This window comes from Thermosipho melanesiensis BI429 (assembly GCF_000016905.1).
Classification (GTDB): Bacteria; Thermotogota; Thermotogae; order Thermotogales; family Fervidobacteriaceae; genus Thermosipho; species Thermosipho melanesiensis.
The window spans coordinates 1,358,963-1,385,685 of record NC_009616.1; the positions used below are offsets into that span (position 1 = coordinate 1,358,963).

The following is a 26,723-nucleotide window of genomic DNA, read 5'->3' on the forward strand; positions in this document are numbered from 1 at the left end:
AAGGGGCCAAAATAGGTCTAAGATACCATATAGGATGCATTTAATCCCTCCAAAACATTTACTTTTGCATAAAATTATAACAAATATTGTATTATTGTATGTTATAATTATCTTTACGGAAGGAGGAAATTATGCCCGCAAGAGATTTAACAAGAGGTAGTATAATAAAGCAAATATTTTTGATGGGCTTACCTACTGCAATAGGTTTTTCTTTTCAAATGTTTTATGATATCATAGATATTTTTTGGATTGGGAAGATTTCGTCACAAGCAATTGCAGGAGTAGGTATTTTTACCACAATTTTTTGGGTTGTTGAAGCTTTAAACGAAATAATAGGTGTTAGTTCAATTTCGTTGATTTCCCAAAGCTTTGGAAAAAAAGATTTTGAAAAAACTAATATGGCTATAGAGCAAACAATAACTTTTAAGTTCCTTGTAGCGTTAATTGGAAGTTTGATTTTAATAGTGTTTTTAAAGCCATTGATGTCATTGTTTGCTGGTACACAAATTGTATTTTATGGACTAGAATATGGATATTTAAGAATCTTCTTTTTACCTATTATGTTTTCTTCTTTTTCAGTTAATACTGCATTAAGGAGTATAGGTGATTCTAAAACACCTATGTTGTTAATGATACTTTCAAGCGTTGTGAATATTATTTTAGATCCAATTTTGATGTTTGATAAATTACCTATAGTTAATATTCGTGGTTTTAATATGGGAGTTAAAGGAGCAGCATTAGCTACTATTATTGCGCAATCTTTGGCATTTTTAATTGGTTTTTATGTACTTTTTAGTGGGAGAGAAAACATAAAGCCTTCTTTTAAAAGATTGTTTAGGTTAATTTTTGAGTTAGACAAAAAACTTATTTTAATAGGTCTTCCAAATGGCTTTGAAGTTTTCATGAGACAATTATCAGCTGTAGTAACTCTTTATTTTGTTGCAATATATGGTGAAGCTAATATTACAGCTTATACAATAGGTGGCAGGATTTTTGGATTTGTTTTTATGCCTTTATGGGGTTTTTTAATGGGAGGATCTGCTATTATAGGTCAAAATTTAGGTGCAGAAAAAATTTCTAGAGCGGAAAAAATTGCAAAGATTTCAGGTTGGTTTTCAGTAGTATTTACTGCGATATTTTTAATTTTTATTTTAATATATGCTCCAAGTTTAATTTCAATTTTTTCCAAAGAAGAAAATATTATAGAAAGTGGAGCTTTGTTTTTGAGGTATAGTACTTTGGGATTATTGTTTTTGGCATACGCAATTGGATTAAGTATAGTTTTTCCAGGTTCTGGATACAATTTACCTTATCTTTTTATGAGTCTTGGTTCTAGGTGGTTTGTTCAGATTCCTTTAATGTATATTTTTGCAATAGTTTTTAGATTACCAGTAATTTGGCTTTGGTTATCATTTGCTTTTGGAGATATATCGGAATTTATAATAGCTATCTATTTTTACAAAAAAGGTGGTTGGAAATATAAAAGAGTTTAGGACTTTAATCGTAAATTTTTCATATAAGGAGGTGGAAAGATGATAACAAATAAAGATAAAGTAGTTAAACTTTCAATAATGGTTGAAGTGGCTCATCCAGTAGTTAGAATACCAGTTCTTGATGGGGAGGGTAATGCACATTATTTTCCAGGTGTTGGTGGAATAACTTATAATTTCGGATTGGGCGATAATGCATTTAAAATGCATGGAGATCATATTGAACCAGATGTTTCTACTAAAAATAGTGATGCTAAGCTTAATGATACTTGTATGACTTTGGCATGTATTGGAAATGAAGCGGAAGTTGTTTCTGGAGATGCAAAAGGCATGAAAGGTTTTGTTATTGGAAAACATGGAGGTGTAGATCATATCTTAGTATATTTTAAAGAAAAGGAAAAATTGAGAGTAGGAGATAAAATTCAAATTAAAGCATGGGGCCAGGGGCTTGAATTAACAGATTATCCTGAAGTAAGAATCTATAATATCGATCCGAAATTATTTGAAAAAATTCCAATTGAAGAAAAAGATGGAAAACTAATAGTCCCTGTTACTGCAGAAATTCCAGCCCATTTAACTGGGTCAGGAATAGGAGCCTCAAATCCAGCAGATACAGATTACGATATAAATACACATGACATGGAAGAAATAAAAAGACTAGGAATTGATAAAATAAAAATAGGAGATATAGTTGCAATAAAAGATCATTACAGTGGTTTTGGGGTTGGTGGTTATAGGAAAGATGCGGTGTCTATAGGTGTAGTAGTACATTCAAATTGTGTTAAAACAGGTCATGGTCCAGGGGTTGTTGTAATTATGACTTCTGCAAATGGAATAATAGAGCCAAAAAAAGTTTCTCAGATGAATATAAAGGATTTTATTTAAACATTTGATTTAAAATTTAGAAATAAAGAAGTTTGGTATTTGTTTATTTTCAATTCCTATTCCAGAAGAACTGAAAAAAACAGGCCTAATGCCTGTTTTTTGTATTGTTAAAATAATTTTATTTCTTGTTTTTCATTCAAATATCCAATTATAATTTCATTTAGTTTTGGATATCTACCTATATCCTCATCAGTTTTCACAAGTAAGTTATTTCCTACAAGACCTATTATGGTTCCTGTTTTCGTATCCTGATATGCTTCAATTATGCGATGTTTTTCCTTGGCATGATCTATATAATCATGGTATATAACTTCTCCATCCTTTATTATTGCAATTTTATCTGCGTATTCTTCGATTTCAAAGATTTCATGTGATGAAACCAGGACATGTTTTTCATTATCAGCGTATTCTCTCATTATTTTCATAATTTCTACCCTTATAGTTGGATCAAGGTGTTGTGTGGGTTCATCTAGTAGTAATATTTCAGCGTTAGATGAAACAGCTAAAGCGACTAAAAATAATGTTTTTAAACCTTGAGAGTATTTTTCAATCTTTTTATTTAAGTCTAAATTATACTTTATTGCAATTTTTTCAAAGACATTTTCATTCCAATTTGGGTAAAGATTAGACCAGATTTTTTTATAATCATATCCGTTAAGATTTTGAAAAATATTTCTATCTTCCGGAACGTATGCTAATTGGTGTTTCATGTTTTCAGTAAATTCTTCATTGTTGAAAAATATTTTTCCATTGTCTTTTTTTACTACATGCGATATACAATTTAGTGTAGTTGTTTTTCCAACGCCATTTGGACCTATTAATGCTAAGATTTCACCTCTATCTATTTTAAAAGAGATATTACTCAATACAATTTTGTCTTTGAATGACTTTTTTAAATTTTCAATTTTTAACATAGCTTTCACCTCCAGTGTAAGACTTATATGCAAAGTATAATAAAGCTATTGAAAAGATTGCAGAAAGAAAAACATTTCCCTGAGTAGTAGGACTTATTAGTAAGTAAGGGTTAAAGTTTGAACCAAAATTTAACTCTCCAAAACTTGTGAGAATGCCATCTAATATTAAAAAGATGATGGTAATTGCAAAGTTGTCTAACCCAAAAGATGCTGATAAGGTTGCAATTGAAAAAATAGCAGTGGAAAAAATAAGTATGAAGGTTAGTTTTTCTGGTTCTACAAGTAGAGTTGTTGAGGAAATAATAAGTATTAGAAATAAATAAGTATATAGCATAATTTCTTTTTTTGTAAAAGGGAGATAGTAGTAGGATTTGTCTTTTTTAGATTTAATTTTTGAAGCTAAAGTGAGGTTTGAAAGGAAAAATATAGAGAACATATTTGCATAAGGTATAAATAAAAGTAAAAACCAAAAAAACCAACTTCCACTTTTTTCTTTTATTATAATCTCAGCTAATGTTTCAAATTTTTTCATTTTTCCACACCTCCTCTAATATGATAAATAGTGTTTGAAGGTCAATATTTAGTTTCTTTAAATTTTTTACTATTTCTCGGATTTCATTTGTTATTTTGGGATCTATTTTTAGATTTTTATTCACAAAATAACCTATTCCCTGCTCAGAAGAAACTATTCCTTCTATTTTCAGTTTTTCAAGTGCCTTAAGAACGGTGTTAATATTAACTTGAAATATTTCTTTCAGTTTTCGAACTGTTGGAAGTTGGGCTCCTGGATTTAAGTTTCCAAGTAAAATTTCAGATTTTATCATATTTATTATTTGTATATACGCAGGAATGCCGCTATGCTTATCCACTTGTTTTAACATGCGATCACTCCTGTTCAAGAGTTAATTTTACGCCTTTAACATTTAAAGTGGCATTTTTATAATTTTTTACTTTTACATTTCCTGAAGTTCCATAAGCTGTAAAGTAAGAATTAGAATTTGAAAGATCGATATCACCGTTAATAGATGTTCCAGAAAGTTCTATTGAATCTGTCGAATTTCCAACGTTAAAATTCAAGTTCATTCCTGTCCCATTTATTACCAAAGAGTTATAGTTAATTTTTCCTTTAATATTTATTCCCGTTCCATCTACTTTGAATATTTTTCCAGAAAGAATACCGTTAATGTTGATACCCGTTCCATCAACTTCAAGAATATTTGATTCTATATTCCCTCTTAAGTTTATTCCTGTTCCATCTAGTTTGATGTATGAGCTTTTTATATTTGTATTTTCTAAATCTATGCCAGTGCTGCTTATTTCTAAATTTTCAAGTGAAGCATTTCCAAGTATTTTAGTGGAATTTGTATTTATTTTTAAACTTTTTAATTGGCTATTACCTATCTTGATAACGTAATATTTATTTACCTTATAAGTTTTTGGTATATTTATACTAATTTTAAGTTTGTTGTTTTCCTGTGTGATGTTTAGTTCATCAGGGTATTCGATGTTGTTTCCATCTATAAGATGTAATATAAGATTTGCATTTTCGAATTTTATAGATACTTCTTCATAATTTAAAGTTGTTATTCTGTTTGGATTTATGGTTTCTTTTTTCACAGGGTTGAAGAAGTTTGGAATGAAATTAATAGTAACGTTTTCTAATAAAAAAGGAAATGAGAAAATCAAGACTAGTATTATGAATCCTATTGCAGCATTTTTGAGTATAGTTCCAAACAGAAAAACACTTATTACAAATATTATAATTTTAACACTCCAAAAGGGTATAACAATACTAAGTATTCCTAATATAATTAGTGCTATGATTTTTGAAGTTATAGGGTATGCTTTCACAAAGTCCATAGTATCACCTCCATATTTATATATTGTTCTATATAAGTATAACACATACAAAGAAAAAAACAAATAAAAATTTAAGTAAAATTTGAATAGTTCACATATGTACAATCTCAAAATCGTTGTGTAAAATATCAAAAAACAAAATTTTGTTAATTAGTGAGTTTTCAAAGTCATTATTAAGTACTTTCAAAGCTTCTGATCCTTGAATGGAAGCTGTAATAAAAACTGATGGTGGTAGAACTTGCGGAGATTTTGGGAAAGCATATCCAAGAAAAATCTCTCTCAAAGTTTTTGTTTTTCCAGGTTATCAGCACAATCAAATATCAAATCAATTTCTTGATCAAAACTTTTTGTTATCTTTTCATTGAAAATTTCTATATTACATGAAAGGTTAATTTTTAGAAGATTTTCTTTAGAGACAAATACTTTTCTTTTTCCTATATCCTTGCTATTATATAAGACTTGTCTATTTAAATCAGAAAGGTCTATTTCTTTGTAATCATAATAGATAATAATATTTTTAAATCCCAAACGCACAAGATTTTCCAAAACGACACTTCCTAGGCTACCAGCTCCAACAACTAAAATACGTTAGTTATTGATTTTATCTAATATATTTTTAACATGATTTACATGCCGTGGAATATCAAGCATTAGCTACCACCTACTGGCATGATAATTAATAATTCACCGTCTTCAAGTTTTTCTTTCTTTAAAATATTTTATTGTTGTGTATGACTACAGAAAATCGCGTTTCCTTCCCATCTTCTTTCAATATAATAAAAGTTTTGTTCGTTTCTTTTTCAAGAACAAATTTAATTTTTGCTTTAATTTTGATGCTGATGGATTTAAAAATGTCATCTAATGTACCAAAATCAATCTCAACTTCTTTTTTACAATTAAATACCTTATTCCACCAACAAAATTAGCCTTCATTTTTTCACCTCAAAAACCAAGTTTAGTTAGATTTTGGGGGGTTATTTTTTTCAATAATTCTTCTTTAGGCAAGTTATTTTTCTGAGAAAGTATTTCAATTGCTTTGAATAAGTTATAATTTGCTTCTTTTATTGTATTTGATACTTCATCATAGCCAAATAGATTGATTAAGGGTGTAAGATTAGATATTGATTTTTCGAGATTTTCTTTACATTTTTCTTCATTTGCTTTTATTTTATCTATATAGCTTACTAAAGCTAAACAAGCGTTTTTTAGAAATTTTAGTGATTTTAGTGTATAATGAACTATAATTGGTGCAAACTGGTTTAGTTCAAGATTTCCTTGAGCACATGCGTGATTTATTAGACTATCGTGTGCAAAAACGACTAGAGAAAGTTGCATAGCGTATTCAGAAACTACTGGATTAATTTTTCCAGGCATAATGGAGCTTCCAATTTGAACTGGAGGAATAATTAATTCTCCAATACCACTATTTGGGCCACTTGAAAGTAGTCTAATATCATTGGAGATTTTGTAAATGTTAACGGCTAAAGATTTTAGGAGACCATGAACTTCAGAGAACACGTCCATATTTTGTGTGCAATCTATTAAATTATCTGCTTTTGCTATTTTTACTTTTGAAATCTCTCTTAATGTGTTTGTTATTTTAAGCACATATTCTTTTGGTGCACCAATTCCAGTTCCAATTGCCGTTCCTCCAATGTTTACATTTCTAATTCTTTCCTCTACTTTGTTTAGCCTCCATCTATCACGGGCAAGTGCATCGGCAAATGCACCGAATTCTTGTCCAAGCATTATTGGTGGGCCATCCATTAATTGTGTTCTTCCAACTTTTCTGATTCTATAGAATTCTTTTTCTTTTTGTTGTATGACATCTTGTAAGGTTATAACTTCACCAATAAGTTCTCTGAGCCTTACTATTGTGGCAATCTTGCCAGCAGTTGTGAATGTGTCGTTTGTTGATTGGTGTAAATTTACGTGTTCTATAGGTTTTACATAACCAAAATCTTTACCCAGTATTTGCGAAGCTCTGTTTGCGATGACTTCATTTATGTTCATGTTGACCGATGTTCCAGCTCCACCAGATAGTGGATCTACAATTATGTGTTTTTTTAACTCTTCCCATTCATCACATGCTTGAATAATGGCATTACCAATTTCTTCATCAAGATATGAAAGTTCTTTATTTAATATTGCTGCAGATTTTTTTATTATGAAATATGCCCAGATGAATTTTTCATCAAATTTTTCATCTGTAGATGGGAATATCTGAGTTGCTCTTTTTGAAGAAATACCATACAAAGCATTATCTTCTATATCTACCTCTCCAAGGTAATCTTTTTCTTTTCGCATTTTATCACCTCATTAGCGGTTTTATTGCCCTCTCAAGAACTCCATGGAGATATGATATAACAACCCCATAGTTTGTCATAGGAATGTTTAGCCTTTTAAACATTCTTACCCTTCTCATCATGTTATTTCTATTCATTACACATCCCCCACAGTGTATTATTAATTTTGCATCTTCTATTTCTGAAAGTTCGGGCATATCTACACCAGCCCAAACTTTCAAATTTAATGCTGCTCCGGTATGGTTAGTTAACCATCTTGGGATTTTAACTCTTCCAATATCTTCAGTTAAGGGTCTATGTGTACAACCTTCCATAATTATTACAGTATCACCATCTTTTAAATTTTCAACGGCTTTTACACTTTCTACAAAGTATTCTAGATCTCCACGGTATCTAGATTCAAGTATGGAAAATGTTGTTAGGTCGATATCTTCAGGAACGTCTGAGACAACCTTCATTACACTTTGAGAATCGGTAACTACTAATCTCGGTTTTATGCCTATATTTTCGATTGCATATCTTAACTCTCTCTCTTTAACTACTAAAACAAGTGCTTCTCTATCTAATCCCTCTCTTATTGCATGTACTTGTGGCATGATTAAACGTCCCTTTGGTGCACCTAAATCTATTGGTACAACTAGAATAACTAGATCCCCACCATCAATTAGGTCTGAAAGATAAGGGATTTCATCATCTTTGGGTAATATAGAATTTATTGTTTTGCCTATTTTTTCAAAACCTATTTTTTTTAGCGCTGAAACTTTCAATATGGGAACATTATATTTTTTATATTCTTTTTCGATATTTTCATGGTCAATTGTATCAATTTTGTTTATGGCTATAAAATAAGGAATTTCTAGTTCTTTGAAGAGTTTTATAATTTGCTCTTCAAAGTTTCCAGGTATGTCATCTACAATTAGAATTCCGCAATCAGCTCTATATAGACTTTTTTTTGCTTTTTTAATTCTTTTTATTCCTAGTTCACCAACATCATCCAAACCAGGAGTGTCAATTAATGTAATGGGGCCTACCGGGGAAAGTTCCATGCTTTTAAAAACAGGATCTGTAGTTGTTCCTGCCACATTACTAACTATAGATACTTCTTGGCCTATTAGTGCATTCATAAATGACGATTTTCCGACATTTCTTCTTCCAGTAATTGCAATATACTTTCTAAAACCACCACTTGCTATCACGTTAACACCTCTTTTGTAAATTAATTCACAATTATTCAATTATATTATATCAAAAAACAAAGAGTAAGTAAATTAGATAGAACTAATTTATTCGTTGTGATATAATTATAAGGGTAAAAAGTATTATAGGAGGTTAATTTATGGAGAGGGAAGAATTAATAAAAAGGATTATAGATGAGAAAGGTGAAAAAGCTGTTGATGATTTAATCAAACTTTTAGATGACGAAGATACTCAGATAAAAGAAATAGTATCTGAAGCATTGTTTAAGTTGGGAGAATATTCAAGGGGAAAATTAGTTAAAGAGTTTAAAAGAAGACTTTCAAATGGTAAAAAGAATGATATTACCTTGCTTTATATTATAGATCTTTTATCAGATTTGGGTGAGAAAAGTATTGTGAAAGATTTGTATAGTACGTTATCGTTGTACAGCTTTGAAGAGGCAGAACTAATAATTTATGAAGCGTTGGCAAAGTTAGGGGAAGGTGAAAAGGTTTACGATATTCTTAAGTATTTTTTGATAGAGGATGCTGAAAAGAAAAAGTTTGGGGTGCAAGCAGCAATTGCACTATCATATATTGATAAACCAGAAGTTGTTGATGATTTAGTAAAGGCAATAGATAGTGGGGATTATTCTGGAGAGGATTTGGATGTATTGAAAAAAGCGTTATCAAATGTTGTAATGGGTAATTCAATTTACTATGGGATTTTAAAAAAATTGGTGGGAGAAGATGTAGAAAAATATTTGGGGGACGAATATGATATTTGAAGAATTTAGGATAAAACATGTAAAAAAAATTGATGAAGCTATTGGAAAAGTAATTGACGAAAATAGTTTAAACAGTCCAGTAGGAAATTTGGTAGAAGAATTAAAGAAATTTTGTTTAAGGCCTGGAAAAAGAATTCGACCTTTATTGTTTATTTTAGGGGTAGAGGGATTTGGAGGAAAGGTTGATGAAACAGTATACAAGATTGCCGCAACTATTGAAATAATGCATTCTTTTTTGTTGATTCATGATGATATAATGGACCAATCGGAGTTAAGAAGAGGACAACCGTCTATGCATAATTTGCTAGCAAATAAATTCAAGGATAGGAGTTTTAACCCGAAAATTGGTGAGGATTTGGCTTTAGTACTAGGTGATATATTATTTTTTATTGGTTTAAGGGTTTTAAGTAGGTTAAATATACCTTACTTTTTTTTGGAAAAGTTTTCTGAGTGTTATATTAATACAGGATATGGCCAGATTTTGGATGTGATTTATTCTATGAATAGAAATTATGTGAGAAGTGAAAAAATATCTTTAGAAATTTCTAAACTGAAAACAGCATATTATACGTTTTTTTATCCATTTTATCTGGGAACGGTTTTTACGGGTGGAAATGTTGGTAGGAAATTAATTGAAGATATTATGATTCCTGCGGGGATTGCTTTTCAAATTAGAGATGATATTATTAGTACCTTTGATGAAAAATCGGGAAAATCAAATCTTTCAGATATTTTGGAAGGTAAAGTAACGGCTTTGATAGATTTTGGGGAATATGACGAAAAATTCTTTGAGATTTATTTTAAGCCTGAAAAAACAATTGAAGAGATAAATTATATAATTGAATGTATGAAAAAAAGTGGAGCAATTGAAAGTGCGAAAAAAGTTATGGAAGAATTAATAAAAAAAGCATTTAAAAATTTGGAAAAAATTAACTTTGAAAGGAAGGATGTATTAAAAGACTTAATAGACAGATTAAGGAGAGATTAGCATGCCAAATTTTAATTCCCATGTAAGGGCAGGTGTATTTTTTTATCCTATTGTTTTGTATATTTACTTATTTATTATTCGTTTAGTTAATTTTGGTATGCCAAGTGAAAAAATTATTGCTTGGGGTTTTTTTATTTTTGTTTTGTCCTCTGATATGCCGGATATAGACCATAACCACTCATTGTTACACAAATTCGTAAAATTATTGGTTGTATCAAGTGTGGTTTATTTTGAGTTTACTAGAAAGGTTATTGTTACTTTTTTTGACTTACAGATAGGAGTATATCTGAGATTTTTAATTTCGCTTTTAGTAGGTTTGTTTTCTGGTGTATTGTACGAAATATTAATTCCAAGACATAGGGGGCCTTTACACACAATATGGGCCGCTTTAATTTACGGTGGAATAATATTTTCGGGAGTTTACTATTTTGGATTTCAGTTAGAAAATGCCATTTTTCTTGGTATAATATCTACAGCAGGATATATACTACATTTGTTAATGGATATTTTTTTGGTTGAAAAGAATGGAAGATTAATGAAAAGGTGATAATATGTTTGTAATTGGGATTGGTGGAGGAACTGGTTCTGGTAAAACAACAGTAGCTCAGAAGATAAATGAGATTATTGGGAAAGAAAATAGTGTTATTTTACCTATGGATAATTATTATAGGGATATGAGCTACGTTCCGTTAGAAGAAAGGAAGAAATATAATTATGACCATCCTAATATGATTGAGGTTTCACTTTTAGAAAAACATTTAAAAAATTTGTTAGAGTTAAAGAGTATAAAGTTACCAGAGTATGATTTTAAGATTTATACAAGAACCGGGAAATTTACGATTTTAGAACCAAGACCGGTTATAATTGTGGAAGGAATTTTTGCTTTGTATTATGAGGAATTGAGAAAGATGTATAATCTTTCGATATTTGTTGATGCCGAAAGTGATGTCAGGTTTATTAGAAGGCTTGAAAGAGATATTAAAGAAAGAGGTCGTTCTCTTGATAGTGTTGTGGAACAATATTTGAATATGGTAAAACCAATGCACGATGCTTACGTTGAACCTTCGAAAAAATTTGCTGATTTAATAATCCCAAAGGGCGGATTTAATGATAAAGCTATTGATGTTGTTGTTGAATTTATCTTTAAAAAAATGACAAATAACTGAAGAGAGGTGTTTTTAATGTATTATAAAGTTTCAAGAGATCCTATACATTCAGAAATTTTCATGTATCCGTTAGAAATATTGGCTTCAGATACAAAAGCAATGCAGAGGTTGAGATATTTATCCCAGCTTGTAGGTTCGGAGTATGTTTATCCTTGTGCGACACATACTAGATTTGCACATTCACTTGGCGTAATGCATATTTCTGGTATGTATGCAAAACATCTTTTTGGTGAAGAATCAAAAGTTAGGATTTTAAGGTTAGCAGGGTTATTACACGATATTGGGCATGGACCATTTAGTCACCAATTTGACGAGGTTGTTTATAAAAACATGGGGTTGGAAGATGGTCATGACGAATATAGGAATAAAATTTTGCTCGAGTATATGCCTGGTGCAATGGTAAAAGTTTTTGAAAGAGCACCCGAAAAGTTAAAAAATGCAGTTTTAGAGGATGTAGAGTTTGTTTTAGGTGAAAATACCAATCTTTATGATGATTTTAAGAAGATAATAGAGAAAGTTATAGAAGTTTATGAAGGAGAATTAGAAGGTACAATAGATTTTGCAATTATTCAGGGACCTTTGGGCGCAGATAGAATGGACTTTGTGTTAAGAGATTCATATTTTGCAGGTACCAGGGGGTTTGGAACGGGTTCTTTGGATAGACTTATTAGAAATTCAATGATAACAGAAAAAGATGGTAAAAAACATTTAGCCTATAACATTAAGGTTATTGATGAAATCTATACAACCCTTTTTGGAAGGTTTATGATGTATAAAAACGTTTATTTTCATAAAACGTCGAGAGCAGCTGATCTAATGATACAAGAGCTTTTGGAGTTAAGTTATAAGCCGCTAAAGTTGAAAGAACGTGTTAAAAATCTTGAAACCTTTATGGAATTAACAGACCAACGTATAATAAATGAGATAGAGATATATTTTAAAGAAATTGTAGATGAGTATAACATTTCTTCTTTTGAAGAGACAAAAGAAAAAATTTTAAATTATGAGATAGATTTGCAACCTATGGAACTTGATATAGTTATGGCTTATGAAATTGTGGAAAGATTAAGAAACAGAAATTTTTGGAAGACAATTCTTGAAACACCATTTTCTGTTGAAGGAATAGATCCTTTTGTTGCGAGTCAAGGTTTTGCGATGGATATATTGCAAAAGATAAGATTAAAACTAGAAAAAGCGATAGAAAGTGCAGAAGAAAAGGATAAAAATGAGTTGGTGAGGATTTTATCAAATTTTGATGAAATATTTAAGGTAGATACTCCATATAAGCTTTCATTAGTTCATCCAGATGAATTTTTAAAAAGTAACATATACATTTATGATTATTGGAAAGATAGTGTGTTGTCTTTTGATGAGTATGTTAGAGAATATCCTGCATATAAGTTAATGAGTAGTAATTTAATACAAATAGTTAGGGTTTATGTAACGGAAGATATAAGAAGTTTACTTGAAATGTATAGTATAATTCCGAAAGTTGATATGAGCCTTACTACGAGGTGGTAATGTGAAAATTTTGTTTGATGTTGGAAATACTCATACTACTGTTGCTTTAACAGAAAATGGGAAGTTTTTTAAAATCAAGAGAATATCAACCTATTCAATTCAAACGGAAGATGAACTTTATGCATATTTGAAAGTATTTTTTGGTGAAACATACGATGAAGTTATAGTTTCTTCTGTTGTTCCAAACATTAATCATGTTTTTGAATTTTTTTCTAAAAAGTATGCTGGGAAAAGTGCTATTTTTTTGAATGCACAAAGTTATAAAGGTATAACTTGGAATGTGAAAATACCTTCTGAAATAGGAGCAGATAGAGTTGCAAATATAATTGCCGCGGAACGAGATTATGGAAAAGATGCAATTGTGGTAGATTTTGGGACAGCTATAACAATTGATATTTTGAAGGAAAAATCGTATGAAGGTGGAATTATTATACCGGGTTTTAGTATGATGATTAATGCTTTGTTTAAGGGAACTGCAAAGTTACCCAAAGTTGAATTGAAGCCTTTTAACGGATTTATAGGAAAAGATACCGAGTCAAATATTAGGATAGGTATTATTAATACTGTTGTTGAAGGAATAGGAAGTGTGATTAATAAAATAAAAAATGAAAATTTTAGGGATGTACCTGTAATTTTCACAGGTGGACAATCAAAGATAATTATGGATTATAAAAGAGACGTAATCTATGACCTAGAACTAGGTCTTAGGGGGATTTATTACTTTTATGAAAGCGTTGTTAGTTAATCCTTGGATAGAAGATTTTGCCGCATATGATTTTTGGTTAAAACCATTAGGTTTGTTATATGTTGCTGCATATTTGGAAAAATTGGGATTTGAATTACATTTAATAGATTTAATGAACAGGCATGATGAAGTTTTAAAAAGATTTGTAAATGTACCTAAGGATAAATTTTATGGAACAGGGAAATTTCCGTATGTTGAAGTAGAAAAGCCAGATGTGTTAAAATTTGTTCCAAGGAAGTATAAAAGATATGGCGCACCAGAAGAATATTTTTATTATAGGCTAAAACAAATAGGAAAAGTAGATATAGTATTTGTAACTTCAACATTAACGTATTGGTATCCAGGATATTGGGATACTATAGCGTTTTTAAAGGAATTTTATGGAGAGGATGTACCAATAGTTTTTGGTGGTTTTTATGTGAGAAATTTGCCTTCTCATGCAAAAAAGACTAGAGTGCATATTTTCCCGAGTAATGATTTAAATAGATTGCCAAGGCTTTTAGAAGAAGTTTTGAATGTAAGGATTAATAATACTCCAATTGACTGGTTTTTGCTTCCTCCAAAATATGAGCTATATAATAAGCTAGGTTATTTGGTGTTTATAACCACAATAGGTTGTCCATTTAAATGTTCTTATTGCATTGCGCATAGGATATGGAATGGTATTAGATTTAAACCTTATGAGTTGGTGTTATATGAAATTGAAAAATATGTTAAAATGTTCAATGTAAAAGATATAGTTTTTTTTGATGATGCTATTTTGGTTAATTCAAAAAGACATTTTAAATTAATTTTAAAGGAATTGGTTAAAAAAGGATATTCAAAGTATAGATTTCATTTACCAAATGGTATTCATGCGAAATTAATAGATGAGGAAATTGCAGAACTGATGAAGGAATTGAATTTTAAAACCATTAAATTAGGGTATGAAACAGCAGGTGAGTTGCAAATAAAAACTGGTGGAAAAGTTGTTGATAAAGATTTAGTAAAAGCTGCAAGGATTTTAAGAAAAGTGGGATTTACAGAAAAAGAGGTTTCGGCTTATATAATGGTAAACATACCTGGACAAACTGTAAAGGATGTAAAAGATGCTATAAAATTTTGTAAAGAGGAAGGTATAGGGTTTTCCATAAATGAATATACTCCTATAGTAGGTACAGATGATTGGATTGACCTTATAAATGGTGGAAGATTAACGGGAAGAGAAGATCCTATTTTATTGAATAACACAGTTTTGCCATTTTGGTGGAAGTATGGAATGGATGAAGATACAATACAATATTTAAAGATGCATGCTAGAAAAGTAAAAGAGGGTGGATCATACGATTGATTTACTAGAAAATTTGATGACGGGTTTTTTTGCAGTTTTGTTGGTTGTATTTCCAAGAGAAGTGATAAAAGCATATTTAGTTGTATTGGCAGGTGATGAAACGCCTAGAAAATTAAAGAGAACCTCATTAAATCCCTTTGTTCATATGGATCCTATAGGAACTATTGCATTTATTTTATTTGATTTTGGATGGGCAAGGCCTGTGCCAGTTTTTCCTATGAAAAATAAGAAAATTAGGAAGGTATTGATTTTTTCATCACTAATAGGTCCAATATTGGGTGGTGGTTTGTTTTTGGCATATGGTTTAATTGCAAGGACATCGTTTTCGCATGATATTATCTTTAAAGTTTTTTACAAAGCGTGTAAATGGAGTTTAACTTATGCAATATTTTCGCTTTTTCCTGTTCCACCACTTGATGGTTCAAAGATTTTAGGAGCTTTTTTACCAGATGAATATTGGGATTGGTATATAAAATATGAAATTTATGGTATACTATTCCTGTTGGGGATTTTGTTATTGTGGATTTTACCGCTAATAATGCAACCATTTGTTTATTTTATAGATAGTTTGACAAATTTGATTATACTAGGAAAAGGGGGATAGTTATGGAAGAAAAACTTAAAGAGTTAGAACAACTTTTTGATGATTTGATAGTAAAGTATGAGGAATTAAAAAAGGAAAACAAAGAGCTTTGGAAAGAGTTGAATGCAGCTATTGAAAGAGCAAATCAATTAGAGCAAGAAAACAAATCTCTTAAGGAACAGGTATATGGTACTTTTGAAAAATTGATGGGAAAAATAAAAAATGTTGTAGAGGCGTCGTCGGAGATAAATGGTGAAGAAGAAGCTGGAGTTTAATGGAAAGAGGTTTATTGTTGAATCTGATGTAGAACATGAAGTATTGGATTATATTGAAAAGCGATTGTATGAATTGAACAAAAAATATGAGACTCTTTCATCTTTAGATGAAAGATTTCTTGCTATATTATGTGAATTAGTTGAAAGGGAATTTGACTATTTAAGAGAAATTTCTAAATTAAGTGAAAAAATTAAAAATTTGGAGGCTCCTAATGAAAATAGGTCTGTTTGATTCAGGGATTGGGGGAATTTCTGTTTTAAAGAAATTAACATATATTAATGGAGCACATTATATATATATTGCCGATACTGAAAGGGCCCCATATGGGTTGCGTACATCGGAGGCTCTCGAATCCTTTGTTTGGGAATTTGTTGATTTTTTTCATAAAAAGAAGGTTAACGAAATATTTGCAGCTTGCAATACTACTGACTCGATAATATTGGAAAATAATTTAGATTTGGTGATAAAATATAATAGTATAATACGAGCAGGTGTTTCTGCTGCCAAAAGTAGCAAGGTTGGAGTAATTGGAACTAATGTAACAATAAAAAATGGAAGTTATAGAAGATATTTAGAAGTTGAAGGGAAGGAAGTTTATCAAAAGGCTACCCAACTTTTTGTTTCTTTAGTTGAAGAAGGAGTATTTTATGGAAGAATGGTAGAAGCGATTGCAAATTATTATTTACTACCATTAAAAAAAGAAAATGTCAAAGAACTCATACTTGGTTGTACACATTTTCCATTTTTAAAGGGAATTATTTCTAGGGTTTTACCTAAGGTAAGGATAATTGATCCAGCTGAGGAATTATCAAAACTTTTGGTAAAGAATAATACTAGAAGACCATTTGTTGAATTTTATGTTACAGGTGATCCAAAAGAATTTGAACGAAAGCTAAAGCGTATAAATTTTAGAGTAGCGTATACCATTAATAAGTTTAAAATAAGAAAGGTGGTTAGTGTTGAAAAATTTAGTGGTTTTGACGGGGTTGTCAGGAGCGGGTAAATCAACTGCCTTAGGCTTGTTGGAAGATATGGGATTTTATTGTATAGATAATTTACCGGTAAAAATTATCGATCAGATTTTACCGATAATATCTATAAATATTGAAAGTTTGGCATTGGTTATAGATTCTAGAAGCGGAGACATTGATGATATAGTTTCAGTTATTGAAAATATGAAGGCAAAATATCCGGTTAAAGTGATCTTTCTAAATGCCAAAGATGAGGTTTTAATAAATAGGTTTGCACATACAAGAAGAAATCATCCGCTGTTAAAAGAAGAAACTTCCTTGGAAAAGGCGATCTTAGAGGAACGAAAATTATTTATAAAAATTTTGGAGCTTTCAGATATTGTTGTAGATACTTCAAATTTGAATCCTCATCAATTGAGAGAAAGATTAGTTGGAATTTTAACTAGTGTAAAGAAAAAGTTTCGCTTACGTATTTTAAGTTTTGGATTCAAATATGGAGTACCATTAGATGTTGATTTTATTTTTGATGTTAGGTTTTTTCCTAACCCATTTTATGTGGTAGGCCTTAGGCAAAAATCCGGAAAAGATAAAGAGGTAAAAAACTTTTTGTACAATACGCAGGGGGTAAAAGAATTTCTGGACTTGATAAAAAAAGTTGTTGATTTTGCTATTCAGAGATATGAAAATGAAGGAAGGACGGAATTGAGTGTTGGGATAGGTTGTACTGGTGGTCAGCATCGTTCCGTTTTTTTTGCAGAGGAGCTTTTTAAGTTCTATAATGAAAATTGTAAAGTTATATTGGAACATAGGGATGTGAAGTAATGAATTTTGTTTTGGTAGGTGGTGGAACAGGAATATCAACATTATTAAAAGGATTGAAATACTTTAAAGATATAGATTTAAAAGCTATTGTTACTGTAACTGATGAAGGTGGAAGTTCTGGTGTTTTGAGAAAAGAATATAATATAATCCCACCTGGTGATATAAGGAATAATTTAGTTGCACTTGCTAAAGATGAAGAAGTAATAGGTAAGTTGTTTTCATACAGATTTTCCGAGGGTTTTTTAGCAGGACATACAGTAGGAAATATCATGTTAACAGCTCTAACGAAAATTTTTGGAAGTTTTACAAAGGCGGTTGAGTATCTTTCTGAAGTTTTGGCAATTAATGGTAAAGTAATACCTGTAACTGAGGATTTGGTTAGACTAATTGCAGTGTATGATGATGGAACGATTGCGTATGGTGAAAGTGAAATAATGAATATAAAAATGAAAAGAATAATAAGAATTTTTTTAGATAAAAAATCTAAAATTAATGTTGATGCATCTGAAGCAATTAAAAAAGCAGATTTTATAATATTTGGGCCAGGTAGCTTGTTTACAAGTATCATTCCAAATTTGCTTGTTGATGGATTTAATGAGAGTTTGGAAGGATCAAAAGCTAAATTAATATATGTATCAAATTTGATGACTCAACCTTCTGAGTCATATAATTTTACTTTAAAGGAACATGTTGATGAAGTTGAAAAATATATTGGAAGAAGTGTAGATTATATAATAGCTTCAAATTCTAAGATACCAGAAGATATTTTGAAAAAATATCAGGAAAAAGGCTCCATACCGGTGAAAATTGATTTGATTGATGAAAGAGTTATAGTGGAAGATCTGGCAGAAGTAAAAACGATTGATGGATTTAATAGAATTAGGCATAACTCTTTAAAACTTGCGAGTGTAATTATAGGTTTAATTAGGTGATAATATGTTGTATACATTTTCAGAAGATGTAAAAGGAGAGTTATGTCATATAAAAGTTACTGAGATAGAAGCAAAATCTGAACTATCTGGTTTTTTAAAGTCTAAAGGTATTTTGATAAAAACCTACAGGGGATTGCATGTTAAATTGGAAATAGGTTTTATCCCTGCTGCAAGAAGGGTAATGAATTTAATGGGGATTGTTGAGGTTAACAAGGAAAAGTTGACTTTAATAAAAAATAAATTGAAAAAGAAGAGGGTACAAATTTTTATACCATTCTCTATTTTGGAAAAGCTCGAAGTAAGTATTCTGAGAGTTCCAAGCTATGTATTTGAAGATTGGAATTGTTTTGCTGCTTTTTTAAGAGGAGTGTTTGTTTCAAGTGGTTCAATAACGGATCCTGCAAAGAATTATCATTTTGAAATAATATCTCATAATGAAGAGTTTTTAAATACAATTAAAAATTATCTTAGTGAGAATTTAGGGATAAATGGTAAGGTGGCAAGATTTAACAACAATTTTAGATTTTATGTTAAAAGAGCAAGGGATATCATTGAATTGTTGAATTTTTTAGGAGCACAAAGAAATGCAAATAAGATGGAAAGAATGGTGAGTACAAGAGAGGTAAAAGGGGATTTAAATAGAACAATAAATTTTATCGAGGCTAATGCAAAAAGAGTGGCGGATAGTAATGCAAAACAAATAAATTTAATAAGTAGTCTAATAGATAAATACGGAATGGATGTTTTACCTGAAGAATTAAAACAGCTTGCGATTTTAAGATTGGAAAATGAGGATTTAAGCTTGTCTGATTTAGGTAAGAAATTTACTCCACCTCTTAGTAAAAGTATGGTGTATAACAGAATAAGAAAGATCTTTAAAATTTATGAAGATTTAGAAGGAAAAAGGTTGGAGTGATGTTATGAGATGTCCATACTGTGGATATGAAGAAACTAGGGTTTTAGATTCTAGAGTAGATTCTTCTGGTATGACAGTTAGAAGAAGAAGGGAATGTGTTAAATGTAAAGGTAGATTTACTACCTATGAGAGGTATGAATTTGGGCCTGTGTTTGTTGTGAAAAAAGATGGAAAAAGAGAAAAATTTGATAGGGCAAAAATTTTAAATGGTGTTATGAAAGCTTGTGAGAAGACAAATGTAACATTGGAAGAAATAGAAAAATTAGTGGACGATGTTGTAAACGATGTTCAAAAATCTGGTAACTTAGAAATATTAACTTTAGAAATAGGAAAGCTTGTAATGGAAAAGTTAAAAAAATTAAATGGTGTGGCTTATGTAAGATTTGCATCGGTGTATAAAGATTTTAGAGAAATTGATCAGTTTTTAGAAGTTGTTGAAGAATTAAAAAAAGAAAAATAACATTGGAGGTGTTTTAATGAAAAAAGAGGTAATTTATTTGACAAAAGAAGGGTATGAAAAACTCAAAACTGAACTTGATAATTTAAAACAAAAACTTATGTTTGAAATTGCAGAAAGGATAAAAGAAGCTAGAGAGTTAGGTGATTTATCTGAAAATTCAGAGTATCAAGAAGCAAAAAATGAACAAGGAAGAATTGCGGCGAGAATTAATGAACTTGAAAACATGCTTTCTAAAGCAGAGGTTATAGAAGGATTAGATACAAATGTAATAAATATCGGAAATTGGGTAATAATAAAAAATTTGGAAACAGGTGAAGAAAAAACTATTCAAATTGTCACACCACATGAAGCAGATGTATTTAACAATAAAATTAGCTTTGAATCGCCCATTGGAAGGATTTTGGTTGGGAAAAAAGTAGGAGAAGTGGTTAAAATAAAAGCACCCAAGGGTGTATTTAAATATCAAATTTTGGGAATAAAAGTTTAGGAGGGATCGGAATTGTTAAGGGAGTTTAGAGAGCAAAGAATAAAAGAAATTGAACAATTAAAAAGGAAAAACATAAACCCTTATCCGAATAGATTTGATAAAACTCATACTAGTGAAATGATAAAAAAGGAATTTGAAGGATTAAATCCAGGAGAGGTAAAAGATGATGTGTTTGTATCAACTGCGGGAAGAATAATGTCTTTAAGAAAACATGGTAAGAGTGCATTTTTCCACATAAAGGATTTTTACGGTAGGATACAAGCGTATATACGAAAAGATGTTGTTGGCGAAGAAGCTTATGAATTTTTTAAAGAACATATTGCAATTGGAGATATTGTAGGTGTTAAGGGGAATGTTTTTAAGAGTAAAACGGGTGAAATTACTATTTTAATTAAAGAGATAAAGCTTTTAAATAAGCCATTAAGACCAATGCCTGAAAAGTGGCATGGTATTAAGGATAAAGAGGTTTTGTATAGGCAAAGATATGTTGACATGATAGCAAACGATGATACATTAAATAGATTTAAAGTTAGATTTGAGGTTATAAAATTGATAAGGGATTTTTTGAATTCAAAAGGTTTTATAGAAGTTGAAACTCCAATTTTGGAATATGTAACAGGTGGTGCTTCTGCTAGGCCCTTTGTGACTCATTTAAATGTGTTTGACATTGAAATGTATATGAGAATAGCTACCGAGTTGTATTTAAAAAGGTTTATAGTAGGTGGTTTTGAAAAGGTTTATGAATTAGGTAAGAATTTCAGAAATGAAGGTTTGTCATATAAACATCATCCTGAGTTTACATCTATAGAAATTTATCAAGCGTATGCAGATTATGAGGATATGATGAACCTTACGGAAGAGTTGTTTGTGTATATAGTGGAAAAGTTGTTTGGTACTACAAAGATAAAATATCAAAATGTAGAATTGGATTTTTCAAGACCTTGGAGAAGGATTAAGATGAGAGACTTTATTAAGGAACATTTAGGCGTAGATATTTTAGAAGATTCAATGGGAAGAATGATGGATGTGTTGGAAGAACATGGTGTAGAAGTTGAAATAAGAGATAAGGGTCATATGATTGAGAAACTTTGGGATTTAGTTGAAGATAAGGTAGTTCAACCTACTTTTTTACTTGAACATCCTGTGGAAATTTCACCACTTGCAAAGAAACACAGGGAAGATCCACGTGTTACTGAGAGATTTGAGTTGATAATTTATGGCAGGGAAATGGCCAACGCATTTAGTGAGCTTAATGATCCAGTTGATCAGTATGAGAGGTTTTTAAAGCAAGTAGAGCTTAGAGAAGCAGGTGATGAAGAAGCTCAAATGATGGATAGGGATTTTGTTAGGGCTTTGGAGTATGGTATGCCACCAACTGGTGGGTTAGGGATAGGCATTGATAGGTTAGTAATGTTACTTACAAATTCAGCTACAATTAGGGATGTTATAGCATTTCCGTTGGTAAGGCTAAAATCTTTTGAAGAAGAAGAGCTAGATATAGAAGGGGGTTCGCAAGAATGAGAAAATGGTTTGAAAAAGCGCATGGTGCAATAATATGGACGATAGCTATTGCTTTTGTGGCAGGTATTGTTATATGGTCTTTAACTTCTTATTTTTATTCAAGAAAAAGTAAAGTGGAATATTCCTTGGATGATACTGTTGCTTATTTAACCAAAGATGGAACGGCGTTAGCATCTGATTTTTGGATTTTTCCTTGGGATTTAGAACAATCATATAGTCAGGCACTAACATATTATCAGATAACAGAGGTTGATCCCATATTTGAAGAACCAATGCTAAAGACTTCACTTTTAAACGATTTGATTGATACAAAAACAGTTTTATACTATGCAGAAGTTAATAATATTAAGCCCGAAAAGACAGAAATAGATTCAGCTATTGAGGAACAAGTGAAAAAGGTTGAAGAAAATGAGAAATTGCTAAATTACGTAAATCAAAAATTTGGAGGAATAGAAAATTACAAAAAAAGTATAGAACCAGATATTATTAGATATCTTACTATAAATAAAGTAAGGAAAAAGGTAGCAAAAATTGATGAGAGTGAAATGAAAGATTATTACGAAGAAAACAGAGATGACCTAATAGTTAAATATGATACTGCAGATGTTGATTTTGTAAGTTTTTCTAATCAGGCAAGTGCGAATAATTTTATTAATCAAGCTCTTATAAAAGGTTTTGATCAAGCTGCTACTGATTTAGGACTATCTGTGCAAAATTATCCAAATTTTAGGAGAGGAATAATTGCACAGGAATTTGAAGATGTTATTTTCTCAAGCACAAATACTTTGGTTGGTCCTGTTCCATTAGGAAGTAATTATTTCGTGTTTAAGGTGAATAGTTTTACTAGTGTTGACACCTTTGAAAAGTTTTCACTTTCAAAAGGTTATCAAGAGGTGATGAGTCAACTTCAAGGTGATAGGTTTAGGGCAGAGATGGAAAAGTTTAAAAATGAAGAAAACATAGGTTCAGTAATTAATAGTGAAATATATCAGGTATGGAACGATGTATTGACAAATTCTGGTACAAGTTTGTTGAATGTTTACAAAAAACTAAATGAAATGATTTTTGATTTTAATACCGACACGGTAAAAGATGATATTCCATCGGAAATAAAAGCGGCATTTGTGGTATTGGTTGATAAAATTTCTTCAGATGCTTCTTTGGTAAATAATGATATTTTACAAGATGCTGAAAAAGAAGCAAAAATTGTGTTAGAAAGTGTATACAAAGATTACCCCGATTCTTTTGTAGCAGTCAAGAAGATGAGGGAAAGTTTTCCGGACAGGAAAGATATAATGTATAATTATTATACGATGCTTTATTCTAAAATTAAACCTTATATTGAATATGGTATGATTCAAAATATAATGAATGATTTCATTGATTTGTATAGAGGTTTTACAACATTATCGGAAGCGACAGATATTACATTAGACCAAAAAGCAGAAGTGTTGTATAACTTATATGAAATAAACAAGATGTTAAAAGATGCAACAACTGCTTCAAGATATTTAGAAAAGTTAAAAGATGCTACACCAGATTATATGGATTTTGATGCGGCGTTTAATGAATTGGAATTTATGAAAAATGCAACTTCAACAAATTAACGAAAGATTGAATGGCCCCGAAAGGGGTCATTTTTTTTTTTAGCACTACGAACTATTTATGGTATAATTTTTAGGGGTGAGATTTTGAGATTGGATAAATTTTTAAAGGAAAGTAGAATTATTAAACGTAGGACAATTGCACAACAAATTGCAAAAAATGGAAAAGTTTTTAGAAATGGATATGTACTTAAGCCTTCTTCTGAGGTGAAGATGGGAGATATTTTGGATATTTTTTTGAAAAATAGGCATATTAAGGTTAAAGTTTTAAGTGATAAAGAATATGAATTAATAGAAGAAGAAAAGGGGGAGGATTTATGAGAAACATTGTGGAAAATCATGTGGAAGAATTATTGGAGATTTTAAAATATGATAAATCACAGTGGCAAACTGTTTGGGATGATTTAAAGAATAGATTTAAGGTATTAAAAAAGCTAGAGGAAAAATTTGGAAAGCCGGATTTTGAAAATTTGGAGAGAAGAAAATTAGATAAGTTTTTAAATGATTTTAGAGTTTTAGCTAATAATAAGGATAGTGTGGCAACGAAGATTAGAGAACATTCAAATGAATTTGAATTACAAAAAGAAGATTTTATTGTATTTTTGGGATTCTATCCAAAAGAAATTGATTGGATTGTCATGGAAAGAAAAGATACTAGTATTATTTTTGAAAATATATATTCGCTATGGTTAAAAAATAAGATAGATAAAATTTCCGATGCAGTTTTTCAGTCTGTAGTACATTTTAAAAATGGAGAAAAAGAAGGAAATTTTTACGATAAGGATGAAATTTTCGAAGAGATTTTAATGGAATTAAATAGTGTTGACGATGAAAGTTATATGAGAAAAGCATGTGAAATTTTGTATGATAAGATCCCATACTATAATTGGGTAGGTTTTTATATGATAAATGATGAAGGATTACTTGAATTATACGATTTTGTTGGCGAGCCGACTGAACATGTAAAGATAAAAATCGGAGAGGGTATATGTGGCCAAGCTGCAAATTTAAAAAGAACATTTATTGTCCAGGATGTTTCAAAGGAAACAAATTATCTTTCTTGTAGCCCAAAGGTAAAAAGTGAGATAGTGGTTCCTATTTTTAATAATAGTGAAGTTATTGGTGAATTAGATATAGATAGTCATTATATTTCTCCATTTGATTTAAGGGACGATCAGTTTTTGAAAAAAATATGTATTAGGGTATCTGAGATTTGGAAAAATAAATATTAAGGGGAGATTTTATGAATTTGATAATGCGTTTGTTAAAATATGCAAAACCGTATAAGTTTTGGTTTATTTTAGCTATTGTGGTGGTGATATCACTTACTTTTGTGACTCTTCTACCACCGCAGATTGTTAGATCAGCTGTTAATAATTATATTACAAACGAAAATTTATCAACTCAAGAGAGATTTTCAGGAATTTTTAAAATGGCGGTCTATTTTTTGCTTTCCACTACTGCTATTTTTGTTTTGGAATATGTTTCTATAATCATTACAACATTTCTTGGGGGAAAAATAGTTTATGATATTAGGAAAGATTTATATCGTCATGTTTTAAGGCTTCCCATGTCATTTTTTGATAATCATCCAAGTGGACAGATAACTACAAGAATAGCAAATGATACGCAAAATGTAATGGAGTTCTTTACATCTGTTGTAACTAGTGTATTTAACGATGTATTCTTGCTAACAGGAGTAATAATAATGATGTTAAAGGTTAGTAAAAGTTTATTTGTAAACATTTCTTTTGTATTTCCTGTTTTAATAGTTGCTATGCTTTTATTTAGGTATTTTGACCTAAAAGCTTACAGGGCGGTTAGAACGAATATTTCTAAAGTAAATGCATATCTTGCGGAACATATTGCTGGGATGCCAGTTGTGAAGCTTTTTAACGCTGAAGATTTTGAAAGAAGAGAGTTTGATAAGGTAAATAAGTCCTTATATGATGCAAGAATAAAGCAAATGTATGTCTTTGCAGTTTTTAGGCCTACAGTAAGTACTTTATATAGATTGGCAATTGCTGCAATAATATGGATGGGAGCAAAGTATATAATTGCAAAAACTTTAAATTTCGGAGATTTATATGCATTTGTTGCATATTTAGAATTATTTATGAAACCTCTTGAAGATTTGTCTGAAAAATATGATGTTATCCAAAATACCACTGCTAGTGCAGAAAAGATATTTACTCTAATGGATGAAAATGAAGAACATTTTGGAAAAGAAGATGGGAAAAAGGTTATTGAGAAAGGAGTTGTGGAGTTTAAAAATGTTTGGTTTAGATATACAAAAGACAGATGGATTTTAAAAGATATAAACCTAAAATTTGAACCTGGAAAATTGATAGCAGTTGTTGGGGAGACTGGCGCAGGTAAGACTTCAATAATGAATTTGGTAAATGGAATGTATAGGATACAAAAAGGAGAGATATTGATAGATGGTGTGAATTTGGAAAACTATAATATACACTGTTTGAGGAAAAATATTTCGGCAGTTCCACAGGATGTTGTTCTATTTTCAGGTACTTTATTAGATAATGTAAGGTTATTTCATGATGAAATTTCTGAGGAAAAGGTTATTGATGCATTAAAAGGGGTTTATGTGTGGGATTTAATTGAAAGATTACCTGAGGGTTTAAATACAAAGATAATAGAAAGAGGGAAAGGCATTTCTGCAGGAGAAAGGCAGTTGATTGCGCTTGCACGTTCTGTACTTTTTGATGCGAAAATATTTATTTTGGATGAAGCAACAAGCAATATAGATGTCCAAACTGAGGAGAGAATACAAAAAGCTGTAAGGGAATTATCTCAAAAGAAGACAGTGGTAATGATAGCGCATAGACTTGCTACAGTTGTGAGTGCCGATGTTATTTATGTTGTACATAACGGAGAATTGGTTGAAAGTGGAACTCATGAAGAATTAATGAAGAAAAAAGGAGTATATTATAAGCTATATGAAGTGCAATTTGTAAAATAAAAA

32 protein-coding genes are annotated in these 26,723 nt (G+C 30.4%); 24 read left to right on the forward strand and 8 right to left on the reverse strand.

All coding sequences use genetic code 11. The annotated features are described in order from the left end of the window. Positions 1–131 precede the first annotated feature (131 nt). Both TMEL_RS06950 and TMEL_RS06955 read left to right on the forward strand, forming a co-directional pair. Complete coding sequence (locus TMEL_RS06950) at positions 132–1,493, forward strand: MATE family efflux transporter (RefSeq protein ID WP_012057560.1); 1,362 nt, start codon at positions 132–134, stop codon at positions 1,491–1,493. Positions 1,494–1,532: 39 nt separating this feature from the next. Continuing rightward, positions 1,533–2,375 carry a DUF4438 domain-containing protein gene (locus TMEL_RS06955; protein WP_012057561.1) on the forward strand — a complete coding sequence of 281 codons (843 nt, stop codon included), beginning with the start codon at positions 1,533–1,535 and terminating at the stop codon, positions 2,373–2,375. 107 nt (positions 2,376–2,482) lie between these two features. On the opposite strand, the gene TMEL_RS06960 is transcribed toward TMEL_RS06955, so the two are convergent. Genes TMEL_RS06960 through TMEL_RS06975 form a run of 4 tightly spaced genes read right to left on the reverse strand, consistent with a single transcriptional unit; the run spans position 2,483 to position 4,906 of the window. After that, entirely contained in the window at positions 2,483–3,289 is an 807-nt protein-coding gene (locus TMEL_RS06960) for an ABC transporter ATP-binding protein (protein WP_012057562.1), read from the reverse strand. After that, positions 3,276–3,821 (reverse strand): hypothetical protein, encoded by a 546-nt coding sequence (locus TMEL_RS06965; RefSeq protein WP_012057563.1) that lies wholly within the window; start codon positions 3,819–3,821, stop codon positions 3,276–3,278. Before TMEL_RS06965 ends, TMEL_RS06960 begins: the two co-directional genes overlap by 14 nt. Then, positions 3,808–4,170: a GntR family transcriptional regulator gene (locus TMEL_RS06970; protein ID WP_012057564.1), complete on the reverse strand. Its 363-nt coding sequence runs from the start codon at positions 4,168–4,170 to the stop codon at positions 3,808–3,810. The genes TMEL_RS06965 and TMEL_RS06970 overlap by 14 nt, the downstream gene beginning before the upstream one ends. Positions 4,171–4,174: 4 nt before the next feature. Then, the gene (locus TMEL_RS06975) at positions 4,175–4,906 is read right to left on the reverse strand and encodes a hypothetical protein (protein WP_148186012.1); all 732 of its coding nucleotides are present in this window, start codon (positions 4,904–4,906) and stop codon (positions 4,175–4,177) included. A 4-nt stretch (positions 4,907–4,910) separates the two neighbouring features. Between TMEL_RS06975 and TMEL_RS10200 the strand changes: the two genes are divergently transcribed. Then, the gene (locus TMEL_RS10200) at positions 4,911–5,216 is read left to right on the forward strand and encodes a DUF4408 domain-containing protein (protein ID WP_148186014.1); all 306 of its coding nucleotides are present in this window, start codon (positions 4,911–4,913) and stop codon (positions 5,214–5,216) included. Between the two features lie 24 nt (positions 5,217–5,240). On the opposite strand, the gene TMEL_RS10570 is transcribed toward TMEL_RS10200, so the two are convergent. The 4 genes from TMEL_RS10570 to hydF form a co-directional block, all read right to left on the reverse strand. Then, positions 5,241–5,432 carry a hypothetical protein gene (locus tag TMEL_RS10570; RefSeq protein ID WP_041426072.1) on the reverse strand — a complete coding sequence of 64 codons (192 nt, stop codon included), beginning with the start codon at positions 5,430–5,432 and terminating at the stop codon, positions 5,241–5,243. Then, entirely contained in the window at positions 5,429–5,734 is a 306-nt protein-coding gene (locus TMEL_RS10575; RefSeq protein WP_408033200.1) for a HesA/MoeB/ThiF family protein, read from the reverse strand. The genes TMEL_RS10570 and TMEL_RS10575 overlap by 4 nt, the downstream gene beginning before the upstream one ends. 357 nt (positions 5,735–6,091) lie before the next feature. Next, a complete protein-coding gene (locus tag TMEL_RS06990) occupies positions 6,092–7,456 on the reverse strand; it encodes an aspartate ammonia-lyase (RefSeq protein WP_012057566.1) in 1,365 nt (454 codons plus the stop codon). A 4-nt stretch (positions 7,457–7,460) separates the two neighbouring features. Then, positions 7,461–8,651: a [FeFe] hydrogenase H-cluster maturation GTPase HydF gene (hydF, locus tag TMEL_RS06995; protein WP_012057567.1), complete on the reverse strand. Its 1,191-nt coding sequence runs from the start codon at positions 8,649–8,651 to the stop codon at positions 7,461–7,463. 140 nt (positions 8,652–8,791) lie between these two features. Here hydF and TMEL_RS07000 point away from each other — a divergent pair, with 140 nt between their 5' ends. The 21 genes from TMEL_RS07000 to TMEL_RS07100 all read left to right on the forward strand — a co-directional run bounded on the left by TMEL_RS07000 (position 8,792) and on the right by TMEL_RS07100 (position 26,720). Beyond that, the gene (locus TMEL_RS07000) at positions 8,792–9,418 is read left to right on the forward strand and encodes a hypothetical protein (RefSeq protein ID WP_012057568.1); all 627 of its coding nucleotides are present in this window, start codon (positions 8,792–8,794) and stop codon (positions 9,416–9,418) included. After that, the gene (locus tag TMEL_RS07005) at positions 9,408–10,406 is read left to right on the forward strand and encodes a polyprenyl synthetase family protein (protein ID WP_012057569.1); all 999 of its coding nucleotides are present in this window, start codon (positions 9,408–9,410) and stop codon (positions 10,404–10,406) included. Before TMEL_RS07000 ends, TMEL_RS07005 begins: the two co-directional genes overlap by 11 nt. A 1-nt stretch (position 10,407) precedes the next feature. After that, positions 10,408–10,953: a metal-dependent hydrolase gene (locus TMEL_RS07010; RefSeq protein WP_012057570.1), complete on the forward strand. Its 546-nt coding sequence runs from the start codon at positions 10,408–10,410 to the stop codon at positions 10,951–10,953. A 4-nt stretch (positions 10,954–10,957) separates the two neighbouring features. Continuing rightward, entirely contained in the window at positions 10,958–11,572 is a 615-nt protein-coding gene (gene udk / locus TMEL_RS07015; protein WP_012057571.1) for a uridine kinase, read from the forward strand. Between the two features lie 15 nt (positions 11,573–11,587). Further along, positions 11,588–13,093 carry an HD domain-containing protein gene (locus tag TMEL_RS07020; RefSeq protein WP_012057572.1) on the forward strand — a complete coding sequence of 502 codons (1,506 nt, stop codon included), beginning with the start codon at positions 11,588–11,590 and terminating at the stop codon, positions 13,091–13,093. A gap of 1 nt (position 13,094) precedes the next feature. Beyond that, a complete protein-coding gene (locus TMEL_RS07025) occupies positions 13,095–13,838 on the forward strand; it encodes a type III pantothenate kinase (protein WP_012057573.1) in 744 nt (247 codons plus the stop codon). Further along, positions 13,819–15,168 carry a B12-binding domain-containing radical SAM protein gene (locus TMEL_RS07030; protein ID WP_012057574.1) on the forward strand — a complete coding sequence of 450 codons (1,350 nt, stop codon included), beginning with the start codon at positions 13,819–13,821 and terminating at the stop codon, positions 15,166–15,168. The genes TMEL_RS07025 and TMEL_RS07030 overlap by 20 nt, the downstream gene beginning before the upstream one ends. Next, positions 15,152–15,772, forward strand: a complete 621-nt coding sequence (locus TMEL_RS07035) for a site-2 protease family protein (protein ID WP_012057575.1) — start codon at positions 15,152–15,154, stop codon at positions 15,770–15,772. Before TMEL_RS07030 ends, TMEL_RS07035 begins: the two co-directional genes overlap by 17 nt. Before the next feature lie 2 nt (positions 15,773–15,774). Then, on the forward strand, positions 15,775–16,026 hold the full coding sequence (locus TMEL_RS07040; protein ID WP_012057576.1) for a hypothetical protein: 252 nt from the start codon (positions 15,775–15,777) through the stop codon (positions 16,024–16,026). Further along, positions 16,001–16,258 (forward strand): hypothetical protein, encoded by a 258-nt coding sequence (locus tag TMEL_RS07045; RefSeq protein ID WP_012057577.1) that lies wholly within the window; start codon positions 16,001–16,003, stop codon positions 16,256–16,258. The genes TMEL_RS07040 and TMEL_RS07045 overlap by 26 nt, the downstream gene beginning before the upstream one ends. Further along, positions 16,239–17,030 (forward strand): glutamate racemase, encoded by a 792-nt coding sequence (gene murI / locus TMEL_RS07050; protein WP_012057578.1) that lies wholly within the window; start codon positions 16,239–16,241, stop codon positions 17,028–17,030. Before TMEL_RS07045 ends, murI begins: the two co-directional genes overlap by 20 nt. Then, entirely contained in the window at positions 16,984–17,820 is an 837-nt protein-coding gene (gene rapZ, locus TMEL_RS07055; protein WP_012057579.1) for an RNase adapter RapZ, read from the forward strand. Before murI ends, rapZ begins: the two co-directional genes overlap by 47 nt. After that, a complete protein-coding gene (locus tag TMEL_RS07060; RefSeq protein ID WP_012057580.1) occupies positions 17,820–18,752 on the forward strand; it encodes a gluconeogenesis factor YvcK family protein in 933 nt (310 codons plus the stop codon). The genes rapZ and TMEL_RS07060 overlap by 1 nt, the downstream gene beginning before the upstream one ends. Before the next feature lie 4 nt (positions 18,753–18,756). Continuing rightward, on the forward strand, positions 18,757–19,668 hold the full coding sequence (whiA, locus tag TMEL_RS07065; protein ID WP_012057581.1) for a DNA-binding protein WhiA: 912 nt from the start codon (positions 18,757–18,759) through the stop codon (positions 19,666–19,668). Positions 19,669–19,672: 4 nt separating this feature from the next. After that, positions 19,673–20,128 carry a transcriptional regulator NrdR gene (nrdR, locus tag TMEL_RS07070; RefSeq protein ID WP_012057582.1) on the forward strand — a complete coding sequence of 152 codons (456 nt, stop codon included), beginning with the start codon at positions 19,673–19,675 and terminating at the stop codon, positions 20,126–20,128. A gap of 16 nt (positions 20,129–20,144) precedes the next feature. Further along, complete coding sequence (greA, locus tag TMEL_RS07075) at positions 20,145–20,615, forward strand: transcription elongation factor GreA (protein WP_012057583.1); 471 nt, start codon at positions 20,145–20,147, stop codon at positions 20,613–20,615. Between the two features lie 12 nt (positions 20,616–20,627). Next, positions 20,628–22,136 (forward strand): lysine--tRNA ligase, encoded by a 1,509-nt coding sequence (lysS, locus tag TMEL_RS07080; protein ID WP_012057584.1) that lies wholly within the window; start codon positions 20,628–20,630, stop codon positions 22,134–22,136. Then, complete coding sequence (locus TMEL_RS07085; RefSeq protein ID WP_012057585.1) at positions 22,133–23,743, forward strand: peptidyl-prolyl cis-trans isomerase; 1,611 nt, start codon at positions 22,133–22,135, stop codon at positions 23,741–23,743. Before lysS ends, TMEL_RS07085 begins: the two co-directional genes overlap by 4 nt. Positions 23,744–23,827: 84 nt before the next feature. Continuing rightward, a complete protein-coding gene (locus tag TMEL_RS07090; RefSeq protein WP_012057586.1) occupies positions 23,828–24,061 on the forward strand; it encodes a S4 domain-containing protein in 234 nt (77 codons plus the stop codon). Further along, on the forward strand, positions 24,058–24,972 hold the full coding sequence (locus TMEL_RS07095) for a GAF domain-containing protein (RefSeq protein WP_012057587.1): 915 nt from the start codon (positions 24,058–24,060) through the stop codon (positions 24,970–24,972). The genes TMEL_RS07090 and TMEL_RS07095 overlap by 4 nt, the downstream gene beginning before the upstream one ends. Before the next feature lie 11 nt (positions 24,973–24,983). After that, the gene (locus TMEL_RS07100) at positions 24,984–26,720 is read left to right on the forward strand and encodes an ABC transporter ATP-binding protein (RefSeq protein ID WP_012057588.1); all 1,737 of its coding nucleotides are present in this window, start codon (positions 24,984–24,986) and stop codon (positions 26,718–26,720) included. Positions 26,721–26,723 lie beyond the last annotated feature (3 nt).

Excerpts from the sequence above, each read along its gene's own strand:
- TMEL_RS06950 (WP_012057560.1), top strand. The coding sequence starts at position 132 with ATGCCCGCAAGAGATTTAACAAGAGGTAGTATAATAAAGCAAATATTT.
- TMEL_RS06955 (WP_012057561.1), top strand. The coding sequence starts at position 1,533 with ATGATAACAAATAAAGATAAAGTAGTTAAACTTTCAATAATGGTTGAA.
- TMEL_RS06960 (WP_012057562.1), bottom strand. The coding sequence starts at position 3,289 with ATGTTAAAAATTGAAAATTTAAAAAAGTCATTCAAAGACAAAATTGTA.
- TMEL_RS06965 (WP_012057563.1), bottom strand. The coding sequence starts at position 3,821 with ATGAAAAAATTTGAAACATTAGCTGAGATTATAATAAAAGAAAAAAGT.
- TMEL_RS06970 (WP_012057564.1), bottom strand. The coding sequence starts at position 4,170 with ATGTTAAAACAAGTGGATAAGCATAGCGGCATTCCTGCGTATATACAA.
- TMEL_RS06990 (WP_012057566.1), bottom strand. The coding sequence starts at position 7,456 with ATGCGAAAAGAAAAAGATTACCTTGGAGAGGTAGATATAGAAGATAAT.
- TMEL_RS07000 (WP_012057568.1), top strand. The coding sequence starts at position 8,792 with ATGGAGAGGGAAGAATTAATAAAAAGGATTATAGATGAGAAAGGTGAA.
- TMEL_RS07005 (WP_012057569.1), top strand. The coding sequence starts at position 9,408 with ATGATATTTGAAGAATTTAGGATAAAACATGTAAAAAAAATTGATGAA.
- TMEL_RS07010 (WP_012057570.1), top strand. The coding sequence starts at position 10,408 with ATGCCAAATTTTAATTCCCATGTAAGGGCAGGTGTATTTTTTTATCCT.
- udk (WP_012057571.1), top strand. The coding sequence starts at position 10,958 with ATGTTTGTAATTGGGATTGGTGGAGGAACTGGTTCTGGTAAAACAACA.
- TMEL_RS07020 (WP_012057572.1), top strand. The coding sequence starts at position 11,588 with ATGTATTATAAAGTTTCAAGAGATCCTATACATTCAGAAATTTTCATG.
- TMEL_RS07030 (WP_012057574.1), top strand. The coding sequence starts at position 13,819 with ATGAAAGCGTTGTTAGTTAATCCTTGGATAGAAGATTTTGCCGCATAT.
- TMEL_RS07040 (WP_012057576.1), top strand. The coding sequence starts at position 15,775 with ATGGAAGAAAAACTTAAAGAGTTAGAACAACTTTTTGATGATTTGATA.
- TMEL_RS07045 (WP_012057577.1), top strand. The coding sequence starts at position 16,001 with ATGGTGAAGAAGAAGCTGGAGTTTAATGGAAAGAGGTTTATTGTTGAA.
- murI (WP_012057578.1), top strand. The coding sequence starts at position 16,239 with ATGAAAATAGGTCTGTTTGATTCAGGGATTGGGGGAATTTCTGTTTTA.
- TMEL_RS07060 (WP_012057580.1), top strand. The coding sequence starts at position 17,820 with ATGAATTTTGTTTTGGTAGGTGGTGGAACAGGAATATCAACATTATTA.
- whiA (WP_012057581.1), top strand. The coding sequence starts at position 18,757 with ATGTTGTATACATTTTCAGAAGATGTAAAAGGAGAGTTATGTCATATA.
- nrdR (WP_012057582.1), top strand. The coding sequence starts at position 19,673 with ATGAGATGTCCATACTGTGGATATGAAGAAACTAGGGTTTTAGATTCT.
- greA (WP_012057583.1), top strand. The coding sequence starts at position 20,145 with ATGAAAAAAGAGGTAATTTATTTGACAAAAGAAGGGTATGAAAAACTC.
- TMEL_RS07085 (WP_012057585.1), top strand. The coding sequence starts at position 22,133 with ATGAGAAAATGGTTTGAAAAAGCGCATGGTGCAATAATATGGACGATA.
- TMEL_RS07095 (WP_012057587.1), top strand. The coding sequence starts at position 24,058 with ATGAGAAACATTGTGGAAAATCATGTGGAAGAATTATTGGAGATTTTA.
- TMEL_RS07100 (WP_012057588.1), top strand. The coding sequence starts at position 24,984 with ATGAATTTGATAATGCGTTTGTTAAAATATGCAAAACCGTATAAGTTT.